The sequence below is a fragment of the Parabacteroides sp. B2-S-102 genome (genome assembly GCF_023656665.1).
Lineage (GTDB): Bacteria > Bacteroidota > Bacteroidia > Bacteroidales > Tannerellaceae > Parabacteroides > Parabacteroides distasonis.
Genome location: NZ_JAMOKM010000005.1, coordinates 1 through 17,683 on the forward strand (window position 1 = coordinate 1; position 17,683 = coordinate 17,683).

The window sequence follows — 17,683 nt, forward strand, 5'->3', positions numbered from 1 at the left end:
AGATCTATAAGCAAATTTCCATCCATTTTCATATCACATATATATTATATATCCCCGCCATACCAACTTATCTCCATTCTGCTTATTCGCAGTTCATATACTTTAGTTCTGATGAAACTACGTTGATTTGAATAGAGGATAAAGGTGATAAGAGATAGAAAATCAGTGAGTAACTAAATGGTAGAATAACCAATAGCAGTATAGATCTAAATAAAAATAGATATAGATGATTGTTATTTAGGGACTTACATTAGATAAAAGACGTAGTTTCATCAGAACCTAGAACAAGGTTACAAGTGAAGATTCAAATATAAACAAGCATCATTACATATCGCAAATATACAAAAAAATGTAAATACAGTATGAGTATCCTTGAAATCTAGTTAAATTCTACTTGAGGACAAAGAATGTCCTCACTAATTATCCGCTTCGCAAATGATATATTGATAAAGGTCGGAATGTCCGGTTTTATCGATTATCTTATGCTTTTCGAGTTGGAATTTCAGTTGGGCCAAACCAAGAGCGCCAAAGCCGGGAAGGTCTAATAAAGAGTCGAGTCCGTTTTTGAGGGCGTAACGTAGAATATCTTCTATGGTTTCTATTTTCAAGGTTGTAAGGCATTTACGGATATAGGGCGCTAAGGTGAGACGGGTAATGGGTTGGCATATCCGTTTCGCGGCATTTAAGGGAACGGGGGTAAGTGATCGGGGAGATTCGATACATAGACCGTTTTGGAGCGCCTTTTTATATAATCTTCTCAATTCGTATTCCATGTTCCTGTTCTCTATCCACAGACGTTCTATCTCAAGGTCTTGGTTCGTGATTGTTTTCTTGTATTCGGTCAGGAAGCCCATGTTTTCTTGCAAGCGGAGCGATATGACCTTATATCGGCGACAGATTCCGTCGTAGGATATACCACAACGTTTAGCTACGTCTTCTATCTTGGCTCCGGAAGTTATTTCCGTAAAGATAAGTCGGTCTTTCTTGTCGTGTATGAATGTTGATAGTTCGGCGATAATGAGTTTAAGTAGGGGAGAGATGTTTTTAAGGGATCGCAGGCAGAAAAGGTAATCATCGAATTGGGAGATGATCTCGTTTATCTCTTCTTCCTTGTCTTGGAGGATAAGTTGCAGGTATAGCTTTTGTATTCCCATACGCTCGATATGGGAAATAAATTCACGTAAATTGGTCAGATCGACTAGGCGAACACCTTGCTTCACGACGTAAGATGTTATTTTTTTAGATATCGCCCATTGCTGGATTTCTTGAGATGGAAAGCCGGTGATACGAGCGGCTTCTTCAATAGTAATAAACTCAGGCATAACTATTTGATTAAAGTAAAACTTATACTATTTATCTTTAAAAAGGGCGTTATTTGGCGTTATATTGAAGAGCTGGCCTTTCATTATAAAATAAAGAAAGGGCGATTGGCTGAAAATATTGTTGACAAAGGCTCGGCCAAGCCTCAACACTCAATAAAGTCAGCCGCACGCCCCCCCTTATCTGTATACAATAATCTATCTATACTATACAGTAGCATAGATAACACGTATATCTAATAAAGGGTTGCGGGGCTTTCTCTGTGCATTGAGTGTCTCGAAAAATTTGGCCGATTTTTGTCAACTCGCACAAATATCGCACGCAACACAAGGCTTCTAACTTAAAAGCCTTTTATTGTCGCAAATATACGTATTAAAAATATTTTAGTCTATGATAATCCATACGTTTTCTATTTTATCATTGTTTTACTACCAACAAAGAAAGAATAAGTAGATAAAAACCTACGCTTTTACCTTTTGCTTTTCTGTCTTAATTACTAGCTAGGCAAATATATGATATATTCTTTAATTATAATTGATTATTAAGGAAAAAATCAAGATGGCGATCCATCAAACAGTACGAAGACTACTACCCTAAAGTCTACGGAATGACCTTACAAAATACTTTTATAGCGCAAAAAAGATTAGGTACATTGCCAAATGGCTTTTTTAGGTAGAAAGTTACCAGTTAACTAACATTTCAAAGTAAGTTAGCTTCAACGGCAAAGTAAGTTAACTTCATAAATCCGGGGTGAAATCCGCAAACGACATACAACATGCGTCTACACTCCCAACACTATATAACCGCTATGGATATTTGAAGTATTGATAATAGGCGGTTTACTTCTGTTATCCGTAACTCCAACCTTATCAGTCAACAAGCCTTTCATTAAAAGATAAGCACATCATAATGGCACGACTGTGCCATCCTAGTGGCACACCATTGCCATAAGGAAGGCACAGCTATGCCACGCCAATGGCACTGCCGTGCCACGATATGGGAAATGATTGGCACTGCGGAAGTCTGTTAACTAGACAGTTAAGGATGGATAAATAATTATTCCCCTAACTTATCAAGCAACTCATACGACGGAACGAAGAAAAGAGTTCCCGTTATCGGCGTGCTGAAGTCCAGCAGACGATCCGTATTGCCTACGGGATCACCGACGAACATATTCTCCAGCATTCGTCGGGTGGTGCTGAACGTGCTGGCATAGGCGATAAAATAGGTACCGTATTCACCTTTGGAGGTATGGGCGAATGGCATGTTAGCACGGACTATTTTCAGATCGTCTCCGATGTTCGTCACGGCGTTATGGGCGTTCTTCGGTTTTTCCTCATCTGATAGCTCGACATCGTTGAATTTACGGCGACCGATGACTTTCTCTTGCTCTTCCACTGGAAGCGCATTCCATGCCACCATATCATGAATGTATTTTTGCACAAACACATAACTTCCGCCCATAAACTCGGGGTCCTCATCGCCTATTACCGCGAAACGATAGGGGTCTTCATCCACGGCAGGGTTCTCCGTACCGTCCACGAAACCGATAATCGCCTTACCGTCTCTATACCGAAAACCGTGGGTCTCATCGATCGATTCCACGACACCTCGCAGTTTCTGGTCTATAATGGAGGCGAACTCAAAGCACAGTCCCATCTGCTTACAGCGGATGTGGAATAGTAAATCCCCGGGGGTAGAAACAGCCGTAAGCTTAACTCCTTTGATCTCTTCAAACGGTTGCAATTCCTTGGGGTTTCCTTGCTCCGGAAAGAAACGTATCCAAGCATCCGCCCCGAATCCTATCGTACAACTGAATTGCATATCAGGATAGCGATTGCGCATACTACGTATCAAAGCGGAGAAATTAGCGCACACGTCCTTTACCTTATCAATCGTGTCGGGGAGATCTTTTAGAGCATAGACAATGAAAACCGCATTCTCACCCGGTTTTTGGGTAACATCTTGCGGATAGTTAGCGTTCAATGGATTTTGTAGAGAGTTCATAGCACATCTTTAATTATATTGTTATTATATGGATATAACTCTATAGATGCGCTCTTGTTCAAGGAAATGTAACGAAAAATGTCCTAGCGGTTATTTTTCAATATCTATTTGTAGAGACGGGGCGTGCCCCGTCTCATCCCTTCAAAATAGTAACTAAAGAATACTATCAGTCTGTGGAAGACGGGGCACGCCCCGTCTCTACAACTGGGTAGTTATTTCACGTCGATGCTGATCTTCTGCTTGATATCTGAGGTGGAGGCTCCTAGTTGGAGGATGAACTCGCCGGGTTCTACGACGAATTGGCTTTGTGCCTCACTATAGAAAGCTAAAGAGGATACGGGGATGTCCAACGTGATTCGCCGACTCTCACCGGGTTTAAGGAATACCTTCTTGAAGCCTTTTAACTCCTTGACCGGACGCATCACGGAGCAAACCGGATCGCTTACATACAATTGGGCCACCTCAGCTCCTTCACGGTCTCCAGTATTGGTTAGGGTGAAAGTCGCTTGGATCGTGTCCGCTTGATCATACGTCTTTTTATCCGTATTCAGATTGGAATAGTTGAATGTCGTATAGGATAAGCCGTAACCGAACGGATAAACGACCGGAAGCCCCTTCGTATCGAACCAGCGGTAACCTACCAAGATATCTTCCTCATAATTCACTTTCAGATCCCTGCCGGGGAAGTTGCCCAACGCATGCGCCGGAGATTGATCCAAGCTCACGGGAGTGGTGAACGGCATCTTTCCGCTCGGATTCACCTTGCCGGATAATACGTCTACCAAGGCATTTCCTCCTTCCATACCGTTGAACCAAGCCCAAACGATAGCCGGGGAACAAATATCCACGGCGGCCATATTCAACGGCGATCCGGCGATCATGACCACGATCGTACGAGGATTCGCCTTTACCACCTCTTGAATCAACTCAACCTGCCCGTATGGGATATCCATATTCAGACGGTCGAACGACTCGGTATCATAATCATGGTTCAAACCACAAACCAAAAGGGCCACGTCACTCGTGCGGGCAACCTCTACCGCCTCTTTCAATAACGCGTCGCTTTCCTGTGTCTTGGAAGAGAAAGTACCAGAGCTTTGCCCATTATTGCTTCCCTCCACGAAAGTAGATAACTTCTCATAGCCTTGGGCAAAACGGATATCCACCTTATCGCCCCATTTCGCACGAAGCGCCCCTAATGGAGTTACCTCGTAAACCGCCTTGATCTCGGAACTCAAGCCACCATTGGAATGTTTGCGGGTAGCGTTATCGCCAATTACCGCCAGACTCTTGATCGAGGAGAAATCCAACGGGAGAAGATTATTCTGGTTCTTCAATAAGACAATGGCTTCGGCAGCCGCGTCGTAAGTGGCTTGCTGATGCTCTTTCGTATTCATGGAGCCCGGGCCGAAACGCTTTTTCGGGTCCAAGACATTCGTCTTGATCATCACACGTAAGACATCGCCCACCTTCTCGTCCACCAAGCTCATAGGAACCTTACCGGACTTAACAGCCTCGATCAAGGGGTTGGCATAATACCAATCCTCATATTTATCAATCAGCGTGCCCATCTCCAGATCCAAGCCGGCCTCCATAGAAGGAACCGTGCTATGAGCGGCTCCCCAATCAGTTACATATACGCCATCGAATCCCCATTCATTCCGAAGGATCTTGCGAACCAAGTAGTTATTCTCCGCGCAGAACTCCCCACGGAATTTATTATAAGCGGCCATTACCGTCAAGGCGCCTCCCTCCTGTACGGCCGCCTTGAAAGCGGGTAAATAAATCTCACGCAAGGCACGCTCGCTACATTCCACATCGACCGTCGTACGGTTTGTCTCTTGGTTATTCACGGCGAAATGCTTTACGCTACAAGCCACGTCACGGCTCTGCAAGCCTTTGATATAAGCGACCGCCAATACGGAGTTCATATAAGGGTCCTCGCTCATATACTCGAAGTTACGGCCACAAAGCGGGGAGCGAATGATATTCACGCCCGGGCCCAGCAACACATCCTTCTTACGCCAGCGAGCCTCCTCGCCCAGCACCTCGCCCCGGCGATAAGCCAACTCCGGGTTCCAAGCGGCGGCGAAAGCCGTGCCGGTCGGGAAATAAGAGGCGGAATCATTTGTCCAACCCGCATACGCCCAATCGTGGCGATTGATCTCCGCACGTACCCCGTGAGGCCCGTCGCTCAAGCTCCACTCGGGAATCCCCAGACGCTCTACTCCGGCAACATAGAATTTTGAGTTACCATGCAACAACCCGACCTTTTCCTCCAAGGTCATCTTCTTAATCAGTTTCTCGATACGTTTCTCCATTTGTACCTTCTCTTTATCCGTGACCTGCGAGCTCGCGGCAGCCGCGTTCAAGAATAGCCCGCAAGCGATCACGCCTATTATCTTTTTCATTTCCTCTTTATTTATAGGTTTATTATTGCGCTTGAATCGTTACCGTCGCCTCGGGTAAGCCCTCGGCTATGGCTTTTAAGTGGATGTCGCCTTGTCCGCCCTTGTTCCGGATCACGACCAAGGCTTTTCCGTAGTAGGCTTGCCGTTTCGGTTTACGGAGGCTGTTCGGATCGTTCGGATCTCCGTTATCCGTTCCGGCGATCTCACCCGGGCCCTCCACGGAGAAACGGATCAACGGGGTAGCGTCGGGAACCCGGTTACCATCGATATCGCATACATCTACGGTTACAAACGATAGGTCCGAGCCATCCGCTTGGATGACGCTACGATCCGGGGTCAAGACCAAACGGGCCGGCTCTCCTGCCGTATGGATCTCTTTCACCAAGACCTCCTTACCCCCTAAGCGGGAGACGGCTCTCAAGGTTCCGGGCGTAAAAGGCACACGCCAAGAGACATGATAGGTACTGTCCGTTTTTTGTCGTACGCCTAGGCTCTTTCCGTTTAGGTATAGTTCCACCTCATCGGCATTGTTATAATAGGCCCAGATATCCACCCGTTCGCCTTCCTTCCAGTTCCAATGCGGGAAAATGTGCAATACGGGTTCATCCGTCCACTCGCTTTTATACATATAATATACATCCTTCGGGAAACCCGCCAGATCCACGATACCGAAGAAGCTGCTCCGGCTGGGCCACCAATAGGGGGTAGGCTCTCCCAAGTAATCGAAACCCGTCCAGACGAACAGGCCGGATACATGCGGAAGCGTCTTCACCAGATGCCAAGTCTTCTCGTGCGTAGAGCCCCAAGGTACATGGCAATTATCATAAGAGGAGCAAACATGCTCGGGAGCCTCGAAAGGCTTGTCCCACGATTCCGGACGGATATAAATATGATCGGACGGCATCTCATAATAGCCACGGGTCATCAAGGCCGAGGTAGATTCGCTCACGATCAGTTTCCTTCCGGGGAAATTCCGGAGAAACGGTTCAAGATATTGCTCATGGTAGTTGAAGCCCAGCACGTCCAAGGCATCCGAGCGGAACAGATGATTCGCAGGGTTTACCTCGTTACAGCCGGCGGTAACGACCCGGGAAGTATCCAGCCGTTTCACGATAGCCGCCAGATGACGGGTGATCAAGGATTGACGACTAAGGGTCGTATCCTTCAGCAAAGCGGGATCAATGGCATGGCCCGCATTCAAGATCAGGTTCGCCGCTTGCAGATCCAGCTCGGTAGCGTCGGCATGACTCCATTGCTCAAGTACCTCATTGCCTATACTCCACATGAAAACAGAGGCGTGATTCCGGTCACGCAAGATCTCGTCCGTCAAATCCCGCTCATGCCACTCCGCGAAATACCGGGCGTAATCGTATGGGGACTTACGGCGTTCCCACATATCGAAAGACTCATCCTGTACCAGAAGGCCCATACGATCGCAAAGATCCAGCAACTCGGGTGCCGGGGCGTTATGGCTGGTACGGATCGCGTTCACACCCATCTCCTTCATGATCTGTAGCTGGCGCTCGATAGCCCGTGTATTCACGGCGGCACCCAGACAGCCTAAATCATGATGCAGGCAAACCCCTTTTATCTTCAAAGGCTTATCATTCAAATAAAAGCCGGTAGCGGAATCCCAACGGAACGTACGCAATCCGAATACCGTCTCGTAACGATCTACCACCTTACCAGCCACTTTCACTTCCGTGACGGCCGTGTAGAGCGAGGGAGAATCGGGGCTCCAAAGCTTGGGATTTGAGATCGAGAACTGATGATCGACAGATGCCTCCCGCATACGGGTGTCGTAACAGGGCGTATACGGTACCCGTAACAGAGTTGTTACGGGTGCCGTAACAACTCTGTTACGGTCATCGTAAATAGAGGTAGAGACTTCGGCCTCCCTATCCGCCTCCGAGCTATTCCTTATTCTCGCCTCCAAGGAGAAGGTAGCCTCCTCCGGTGAGATCTTCATATCATGCACGAAAGTGCCCCAGTTGTCCACATGTACCGGATTCACCTTCACCAGCCATACGTTACGGTAGATACCGGAGCCGGAATACCAGCGGGAGTTCGGCTGCTCGCTATTATCCGCCTTCACTACAATTACGTTCGGTTGGCTTCCATACCTCAAATAAGGCGTCAAGTCATAACGAAACGATACATAACCATTCGGGCGGAATCCCAGCGAATGACCATTGATCCAAACCTCGCTATTCCGGTAAACCCCGTCGAAATCAACATAAACAACCTTACCCCGATCCGTCTCCGGAAGGGTAAATGTCTTTCGATACCAGCCAATCCCGCCCGGTAGCGCGCCGCCGCCCGGGGTAGACGGGTTATCGAGGGAGAAATCCCCCTCGATACTCCAATCATGCGGTAAAGATAAGATACGCCAAGTGGAATCATCGCTGTCCGGGGATGAATAATCCTGAACGCTATCCGACAAGGCAAATTTCCAATCGTCATTCCATGAGCTACGTTCACGCACCTGCTCCCCGGTGGGGGAACAGGCGGTGAGCAATAGGCCCAGAAGCCACGCGAATGGCCGATTCATCAGTGATATCATTAGTGATTATATAGTTTAATTGATATTACCCAGTTGTAGAGACGGGGCGTGCCCTGTCTCTACAACTAGAGGTTTACCTTGGTAAGATATTGTCACGTCCTTGCCAGCGGGGTTCTCCGGCGTGATGAGACGTACCGTGATCTGACGCTCGCGGATCATGCCCGGATAATCGCCCTCCCGCGCGCCGATCGTGAGCGTTCGCCTCGCATCATCATAAACAAACGGGATGGTAGCGTAATTTCCTTTCTCGTAATCGTAGGTCACGCCATTATCCTCATATAAGGTGAAGGAGCCGTCGGCACCGGCGTAAACAGAGACGGTTAAGTCTTTCTGCTCCTCTTTCGTAGACTGGATTACCTTTCCGGTCGGTACGATAGAACCGGCTCTCACGAACAAAGGCATACGCTCGTAAGGAGCATCCACGTCCATTGTCGTTCCGCCTTGCACAGGCTTGCCGTTGTAAAAATCGTACCAAATGCCGGCCGGGAAGTACACCTCACGGTCGCGAGCCTTATACTCATACACCGGGCATGCCATGAAGGCCGGGCCAAACATAAACTGGTCGTCTATATCGTAAGTCTTCTCATCGTCCGAATAATCCATCACCAAGGCACGCATGATCGTATAATCCTCAAAATGCGTCTTGGAGGCCAAGCTATAGATATACGGCATCAATTGATAGCGCAACTCGGTATAATACTTCATCGATTGGTACGTAGGCGATCCTTCCGGAGCGATATTATAGATCTCGCGGCAAGGATATTGCCCGTGGCTACGGAACAACGGACAGAAAGCCCCGAACTGATACCAACGGTTGTTCAACTCCCTCCATTCCCTCAAATCCTCGCTACCTTCCTTTGCGGCCATATAACGGTTCTCCACGCTGAAGCCACCGATATCCATCGTCCAGTAAGGGATACCGGACATGGCGAAGTTCAAGCCGGCGCTGATCTGCGCTTTCATATCCTCCCAGCGAGTACCGATATCGCCACTCCATGTAGCGGTAGAGTAACGTTGCTGGCCGGCGAAACCGGAACGGGTCAACAAGAATACACGGTCATCCGGGTTTACGCTACGTTGTCCGTCGTAGATCGCCTCGGCGTTCTCCAAGGCATACGCGTTGAAGTATTTCGTGGACGGGCCCAGATAAGTCGGTCCGCAAAGCGCCTTGCGATACTCGATATCCGTATTATCCTGTACGTTCGGCTCGGAAGCGTCCATCCACCAAGCGTCGATGCCCAAGGAATACAGATGCTCGTTCATCTGTTCCCAGAAAAGCTTGCGGGCTTCCGGGTTGTACGCGTCATAGAAAGAACCGATATAACCCGGATAAATCCAGTCGCGGATACTATCCTTAATCGCCTGCTGATACATAGCACCCAGCGCATCCAACTCTTTATAATGCTCTGTCGTATAATAGAACTTCGGCCATACGGAGATCATGATACGGGCATCCTTATCGTGGATTTCCTGAATCATGCCTTTCGGGTCCGGGAAGCGTTCCTTATCAAACTCGTGGCTACCCCATGCGTCTACCGGCCAGTAGCTCCAGTCCTGTACGATCACATCCAAGGGAACCTGCCGCCGGCGGTATTCGTTCAAGGCGGTCAATAGCTCCTCTTGCGTCTTATAACGCTCACGGCTCAACCAGAATCCCATCGCCCATTTCGGCATGATCTGGCTCTTGCCCGTAACCGTGCGGTAACCGCTGATCACCTTATCCATGGAAGACTCTCCGTTGATGAAGTAGTAATCGATATCATCCCCCATTTCCGACCAGAAAGCCAACCGCTCCCGCTCCTCCTCCGGTAGCGGAGATAATACCTTCAAGCCGATATAAGAGACATCGCCATCCGGCAACCATTCGATACGGATCGGATAACGTTTGCCCTTTTCCAGATCGGCCGTAGCCTTGTAATCATTCGGGTTCCATGCCGCACGCCAACGTTCCGGGATGATCTCCTCGTTATTCACAAATACCTTGGTATAACCGGCGTAATGTAGTTTGAAATGATAAGTACCCGTCTCTTTCGCCTCGATCTCGCCCTCCCAAGTAGCGGAAGCGCTCGGCTTCGGGAAGTCTGCCGGCAGGTTCTTGATGGTTTTCAGATTCTCATAATCTACCTTATCTTCATCCCGCTGGATTAAAACGGAAATCTTCGCCTTATCCGTATAGTAGGTAGCGGTCAACGCCCCTGCCCTCCCGTCTTTTCCGTATAGCCCAAAGACATCGCCCAAATCGGCGTATGGACGCTTGTCGCCGAAACGGCTCAAGGAATAGTTATGCCAAAGTACACCATACCCTTTTGAGGAAACGATAAACGGCACGCTCACCTTCGTGTTATATTGGAAAAGCTCTTCGTTCTTGCCTTTGTAGTTGAACTCATCGCTCTGATGCTGTCCTAGGCCGTAAAGCCCTTCCTCGTCCTCGCTCTCAAATACCTGACGTAAGGTATAGCCTTTGGTTCCTTCCACCTCGATCGGCGTAAATTCCTTGCCTCCGTTTGTCTTCTCACGAAGGATCGTGTGTCCGTTGGCGTCGGTAAAGCGAACCTCTCCGGTCTCCCGTGAAAGACGGGCCTGTGTGGTTTGCGTACTTACGATGATCGTATCCCCCGAGGTCGTTATCTGAAACGATGGGGCGGGTAACGATTTCGTGTCCTTGATCAAGTTCACTTGGTTGGAAAACTTACCATCCGGAGAGGCGATTACCCGGATAATATCATCAGAGATTACTTCCAATTTAACAGCCTTCGCCTGTCCGGAACGGATATCGGCGACCAAGCCATTCTCGACCTTCCGGTAAGCGGAATCAGTCATGCAGGAAGTCAGCAGGGAAAGCCCTAACGTGAATACCGCGATGTGTTGTTTCATATTCTATAGATTCTTTAATTATTTCCGATCAGCAATGAGTCCGAACAGGTTTTTCCATACAAGAAAAATGGTTCTTCATTCGTTGGCAAAATTAAAGGGTTCGCGGCGGACAGGAAGCCATAAATGTTTTGGGTTACGGGGAGAACCGTAAAAAGGTAGGGGAAGAATGTTTATTTTAAGGGGATATTTTGTTATATCCCCTAATTACGTGGCATTTATTTAGAAAAAGTTTATTTATGATAGTCAGAGGGAAGCCTTCCGAACTCATCCTTAAAATACTTCCGGAATAGCTTCACATCATTGAAACCGCACTCCAGCGCGACCTCGTTGACCCGCATCTGGCTCTTCTCCAATAACTGCGCCGCACGCTTCAAGCGCACCGTACGGATCAACTCCACCGGAGTCTTACCCGTGATGGAAAGGCATTTCTTGTAGAAGTTCACACGACTCATGCCCATCTCCCGGCTCAACCGTTCTACAGACAACTCCGGATTGGCGATCTGCTCTTCGATATAGGCGATGGCCTTACGCATCAACTCCTCATCCATGGAGCTAGCTTGTACCTCCGTCAAGGCGATGCCCATGGTAGAGGACTGCATAAAGGCCTTTTGCATCTTCTTCTTCATCTCGATCAAATGCCGCACCTTCAAGAGAAGCATCTCCATATTGAATGGCTTGCTGATATAATCATCCGCACCAGCTTCCAGACCGACCAGTTGGCTATCTTTAGCGGACTTTGCCGTCAGTAGGATCACCGGGATGTGGGAAGTCCGGATGTCTCCCTTGATCCGGCGGCATAAAGTGATACCGTCGGTGATAGGCATCATCACGTCGCTGATCACCATATCCGGCAGCTCCTCCGGAATGAGTTTCCACGCATCTTCTCCATCCGCCGCCGTGAGTACCGAATAAACGCCACTCAAGCTTAACTTCATAAATTCCCGGAAATCCGTGTTATCGTCTACGACCAGCAACGTAGGTCTTTCCGCCGGAGACGCATCCTTATCAGCGATCTCCGGAAGCTCCTCAACCGGAGGCAAGATATCCCCTTCGGCAATTCCTTCCGGAGCCGAGATAATATCTTGGTTGTCCAAGGGGATCACCGGCAGCGTAACCGTAAACGTACTACCCGCTCCCGGCTCGCTTTTCACGGTTATCGTCCCATGATGCATCCGCACGAATTCCCGGCATAGGTGCAAGCCGATACCCGTACCTACCACGGGATTTCCCTTATCCGGGGAAGACACCTGATAAAAGCGATCGAAGATAGCTCCTTGTTTATCCGCAGGAATACCGATACCGCTATCCGACACCTCGATAACCAGTTTGTTCTCTCCCTCCTTCTCCAACCGCAAGCTAAGCGTCACCGAGATAGTACCTCCCTCCGGCGTAAACTTAAAAGCGTTACTCAGTAGATTAGAGACGATCTTGAAGACCTTATCCGTGTCAAACTTCATCGGGAGAGACGTGAAGACCGAGGAGAAAGAGAAATGAATCCGCTTTTGCTCCGAAAGCTCCTTGAAGGAATAAGCCACGTCACGCACGAACGGGACAATATCGCCGGTAGACAAGACCAAGCTATCCCCTTGCATATCGATCTTGCGGAAATCCAATAACTGGTTCACCAATTTAAGCAACCGGTCGGCGTTCCGGTAGATCAACTTCAATATTTGCTGGGATTCCATGTCTTTCTCCGTTTTCATCAACTTCTCCAAAGGAGTCATGATCAATGTTAGCGGCGTACGGAACTCATGGCTTACGTTCGTAAAGAAACGAAGCTTCATCTCGTCCACCTCATGCTGCTGACGCACAGTAGCCCGTTCTTGCTCCTCCTCCAACTTCTTTTGCTGGATACGGAAAATAAAACGTATCACGCCATACGCCAATAATATACCAGCTATGATATACAACGCTATTGCCCATCCGGTAGCCCAGAACGGAGGCAAGATCGTGATCTGCAAGCTCGTGATCTGCAAGCTCGTGATCTCCTTGCTCCAAATCCGGTCGTTATTCATCGCCTTTACCTTGAAAGTGTAAGTTCCCGGGTTCAAGTTCGTATAGGTAATACGACGTTCCAAGGCGCTTACGGTAGTCCATTCCGAGTCGAAGCCCTCCATCTTAAAAGCATATTTATTCTTCAAAGGAAGGAAATAGCAACAAGAAGAGATGGTAAAGGAGAAATTACGTTCCGTATAATTCAGTTTCAATTGCTTGGTACAGGTGATATCTTTATCCAAAATCACATGCCCGTCATACGCCTCTCTCGCCGTTATCGGGACATTATTCACCATAAGTCCGGTTATCACCGCCGGTGGAGCATAGCTATTATAACGTATCCGGGCAGGATCAACGAAGGTAAGACCGTTTGTCCCGCCAAACGCCAACTCACCCGTTTCCAGTCCGCAAGCGCTATTCACGTTAAACACACGTCCTTGAACGCCCTCATTCTCATCATAGCTATTCCAATCGAACGTATAATTATTATCCGTATCCCGATTCGGAACGATATTCAATAAGCCGTTCTTCGTTCCCACCCAAACCGTATGATATTTATCCTCCAAGATAGACATGATGCTGTTATCCGGTAATCCGGAAGAATGGTTCAACCGATACATCTTATCATTCAACCTATCATATATATGTAGCCCATGATTACTCCCGATCCATACCCATTGGCGGCTATCACAAAATACGACATTGATGATTTGATCCTCAAACACGGAACGTCCATCCTTCGTGCCGTTAAAAGAAGTAACAGCCCCCGTCTCCGGGTTGATCCAGTTCACTCCTAAAGAAGTTCCAACGACAATATTCCCCTTCTCATCCCCGGAAAGGCTATATACGATATCCGAGTTAATCGCATTCTCCTTATCCCCCATGCGATAATACGTCCATTTCCCGGTAGATTGATCCAAGCAATCCAGGCCGCCTTCCAACGTACCGATCCACAAACGATTCTTGGCATCGACATACAAACTATACACGCTATTATTGGATAAGCCGTCCTTACTGCCCGGGATATCCCGATAATGCTTGAAACGTTTCCCGTCAAAACCGGTCAACCCCTCCATATAAGTACCCAGCCATAACTTGCCATCCAAATCTTTCGCCATACTAATCACGACATCGCCGGAGATAGCGTTCTCGCTTTCCCGCCCCGCCCGGTAGCGGACATACTCCCCGGTTTCCCGATCGTAACGTAATAGGCCGTTTCCGCTAGTACCGATCCACAGATCCCCTTCTTTATCTTCTACGATACAATTAAAGTCATTGTTAAAGATATCCCGCATCAACTCCAAAGGGTACCGGATAGTCTGGAATTTAAAAATGCTCTCATGATAATAGTTGATGCCGTTTTTATAAGTGCCGGCCCACATAATCCCCGTATCATCCCGATACAAGCAGATCACGCTATTCTGGCTCAAACTCGTTTGGTTAAACGGGTTATTTCGTATATAACGCATCCGGTCCAGACGTTTATCCAAGATATTGATACCGCCATGATCGGTAGCGATCCAGATATTACCGTTCATATCCTCCGCCACGTCACGCACCATTATAGAGGATAAAGCGACCGGGGTTTCGGTCGTATAATGTTTCCACTCCTTGCTTTTGGGATTTAGGCGAAAGAGACCTCTACTATATCCGGGATTTAAGAAAAACCACAGATCCCCGTCACTATCGGCGAACACATAGAATAACTGGGCATTCGCATATTGAGTCAGATACTCATCCCGATAGACAGGTTCTCCGGATGCCTTATCGATCCCCTCTACCACTCCCGAGGTATGGACTACATATAGACGATCGCCCACGTCACTCATATCACAAACCCGGCCATCCTCTTTATTTAGCGGATACGAATAAATTTTTCCCCTCGCTTGATCATAACGGCAAAATTCATTCGTATAGGTAGCGAAATAGAGTTGTTTATCATTGTCGACAAATATCTTAGCGGGAGGATTCTCTAGACGTAAGCTATCTAATATTTCCTTCTCCGGAATAAAACGGTCATTACCGGGCTCATATACGCAAAGTTGGTTCGTATTATAGGTAATCCAAATACGCCCATCGGCGGTTTCTTGAAGCTCGGAGACATGCTCCTCCCTAAAAGGCAACCCGCTTTCCTTGTATTTATAATGCTTAAACTCATACCCATCAAAACGGTTCACCCCAGAAGTGGTACCCAACCACATAAACCCCTTCCGGTCTTTCAGGATACAAGTGATCTCATTGGAAGACAGACCGTCCTGTACTCCCAGACGGTTGAAAAGAATATCTTCCGCCGCAAGTCCGGACCCCAATATTCCCCAAGACAGGATCATTATGATACAGAGTAGAGTTTTCGTTTTCATACTTAGCAAATATAGATATTTCCCGAGAACGAACCAAACCAACCGGTATCTAATTCTGCTGCAATGCGGGTTGCAGTAAACATACACGTAAAGTATCCATATATAAGAACATGATTATTAAAAATTATCCCGTACATTTGTCTTTCGATTGGAATTGAAACGAATAAGGCGCAATGATTGTTGTAAGAGATTTTGACAGACTGAAAGGAAAGGAACTGGTAGCTACGATCGGATTTTTCGATGGTGTGCATCTAGGACACCGTTTTTTAATCGACGAGATGAAAGAGATTGCCAAAGCACGTAACCTGCCATCGGCCGTAATCACCTTCCCGGAACATCCCCGGGCCGTATTGCACGCGGATTACCAACCGAAGCTATTAAATTCTTTCGAGGAAAAGTTACAGCAATTAGAGACTACCGGAGTAGATTATTGCATCGTATTGGATTTTACGATCGAGCTATCCCGGTTCTCGGCCAAGGAATTCATTACCTCTATTTTAGCGAAGAGCCTGCATGTAAAGACCTTATTGATCGGATATGACCATCGTTTCGGGCACGATCGGACGGATGGCTTCGAGCAATATGTCGTTTATGGCACCGAATGTGGTATCGAGGTGCTAAAGGCATCTCCCTATGACGAAGGGAATACGGCCGTCAGCTCTTCCGAGATCCGGAAATTACTTCAAGCCGGAAATGTAGCGGAAGCCGCTTATTTACTGACCTATCCCTATCAATTGCTGGGCCATATCGTCAGCGGCTATAAAGTGGGACGCACGCTAGGATTTCCCACGGCGAATATACGGGTAGATGAGCCTTTTAAAGTCATTCCGGGTATTGGCGTATATGCCGTATGGGTGGAGGTGGAAGGCGAACGATATAAGGGAATGCTTTATATCGGTGACCGTCCGACACTCAATAATGGGAAGGACATATCCATGGAGGTCAACATTCTGGATTTCTCCGGAGATATCTACAACGATAGCATTCGTGTCTCATTCGTTCAATACGTACGCGGAGACATCAAATTCGATTCCTTAGAAGAATTGAAAGCCCAACTGGAGAAAGACAGATGCACCGTAAATAATTTATTATAATATGGAAAGATATTACGAAGCGATTGATTTATTAAAAGGCATGATCTCCCGTCCGTCTTTCAGCCGGGACGAGACCGCCGTAGCGGATTTCCTGCAAGCAGAATGGCAAAAGGCCGGACAAAAGGTGTTCCGCAAAGGCAACAACCTGTGGATCATCGCCCCGGATTTCGATTTCGGTAAACCGACCCTTTTACTCAACTCCCATATAGACACCGTCAAGCCCGCTTCCGGTTGGACCAAAGACCCGTTCACTCCCGAAGAGACCGAGGATGATCAATTATATGGACTGGGCAGTAACGATGCCGGGGCGAGCGTAGTCTCCCTCTATGAAGCCTTCTGTATCTTAAGCGAGAAAGAACAACCTTATAATCTAATCTTCCTTGCGTCTTGTGAGGAAGAGGTATCCGGGAAGAATGGCATTGAAAGCGCATTGGCCGAGCTTCCTCCTATCTCCTTCGCTGTCGTAGGTGAACCCACGGGTATGCAACCCGCCGTAGCCGAGAAAGGGCTAATGGTACTGGATTGTACCGCTATCGGAAAGGCCGGACATGCCGCACGCAATGAGGGTATCAATGCCATCACTCTAGCCATGAAGGATATAGAATGGTTCAGCACCTATCAATTCCCGGAGAAAAGCGACTTCCTCGGACCGGTGAAAATGACTGTCACCATCATCCATGCCGGTACGCAACACAATGTCGTTCCCGATAAATGCGAATTCACGGTAGATATCCGCACCAACGAATTTTATACGAACGAACAGTTATTCGAGCTAATCAAGGAAAAGGTTCATTGCGAGATCAAGGCCCGCAGCTTCCGCCTTAGCTCCACCCGCACGGATCTGGATCATCCTTTTGTGCGACGGGCGATCTTGATGGGAAAAGAGCCTTTCGGCTCTCCTACGCTTAGCGACCAAGCCTTGATGCGTTTCCCCTCCGTAAAGATAGGGCCGGGAAACTCGGCACGTTCCCATTCCGCGGACGAATACATCAAGGGACCGGAGATCCGGGAAGCGATCGATACCTATGTAAGGTTACTGAATGGATTACAACTATAGCT

The 17,683-nt window shown here is 47.9% G+C and carries 8 protein-coding genes; 2 read left to right on the top strand and 6 right to left on the bottom strand.

Annotated elements, in window-relative coordinates; genetic code table 11:
- Positions 1–416 precede the first annotated feature (416 nt).
- From NBH07_RS08400 to NBH07_RS08425, 6 genes are all read right to left on the bottom strand, one after another.
- Positions 417–1,322, bottom strand: a complete 906-nt coding sequence (locus tag NBH07_RS08400) for a transcriptional regulator (protein ID WP_009016741.1) — start codon at positions 1,320–1,322, stop codon at positions 417–419.
- 1,054 nt (positions 1,323–2,376) lie between these two features.
- Positions 2,377–3,327 (bottom strand): Dyp-type peroxidase, encoded by a 951-nt coding sequence (locus tag NBH07_RS08405; RefSeq protein WP_009016742.1) that lies wholly within the window; start codon positions 3,325–3,327, stop codon positions 2,377–2,379.
- A 212-nt stretch (positions 3,328–3,539) separates the two neighbouring features.
- Positions 3,540–5,738 (bottom strand): glycoside hydrolase family 3 C-terminal domain-containing protein, encoded by a 2,199-nt coding sequence (locus NBH07_RS08410; protein ID WP_009016743.1) that lies wholly within the window; start codon positions 5,736–5,738, stop codon positions 3,540–3,542.
- A 22-nt stretch (positions 5,739–5,760) separates the two neighbouring features.
- On the bottom strand, positions 5,761–8,289 hold the full coding sequence (locus NBH07_RS08415; protein ID WP_009275419.1) for a glycoside hydrolase family 2 TIM barrel-domain containing protein: 2,529 nt from the start codon (positions 8,287–8,289) through the stop codon (positions 5,761–5,763).
- Positions 8,290–8,316: 27 nt separating this feature from the next.
- On the bottom strand, positions 8,317–11,175 hold the full coding sequence (locus NBH07_RS08420; protein ID WP_009016745.1) for a TIM-barrel domain-containing protein: 2,859 nt from the start codon (positions 11,173–11,175) through the stop codon (positions 8,317–8,319).
- Between the two features lie 230 nt (positions 11,176–11,405).
- Positions 11,406–15,500, bottom strand: coding sequence for a hybrid sensor histidine kinase/response regulator transcription factor (locus tag NBH07_RS08425; protein WP_009016746.1), 4,095 nt, complete (start codon positions 15,498–15,500; stop codon positions 11,406–11,408).
- Positions 15,501–15,703: 203 nt separating this feature from the next.
- Here NBH07_RS08425 and ribF point away from each other — a divergent pair, with 203 nt between their 5' ends.
- Together ribF and NBH07_RS08435 are read left to right on the top strand one after the other, a co-directional pair.
- Positions 15,704–16,624, top strand: coding sequence for a riboflavin biosynthesis protein RibF (ribF, locus tag NBH07_RS08430; RefSeq protein ID WP_008778992.1), 921 nt, complete (start codon positions 15,704–15,706; stop codon positions 16,622–16,624).
- Between the two features lies 1 nt (position 16,625).
- On the top strand, positions 16,626–17,681 hold the full coding sequence (locus NBH07_RS08435; RefSeq protein ID WP_005860216.1) for a M20 family metallo-hydrolase: 1,056 nt from the start codon (positions 16,626–16,628) through the stop codon (positions 17,679–17,681).
- Positions 17,682–17,683: the final 2 nt, after the last annotated feature.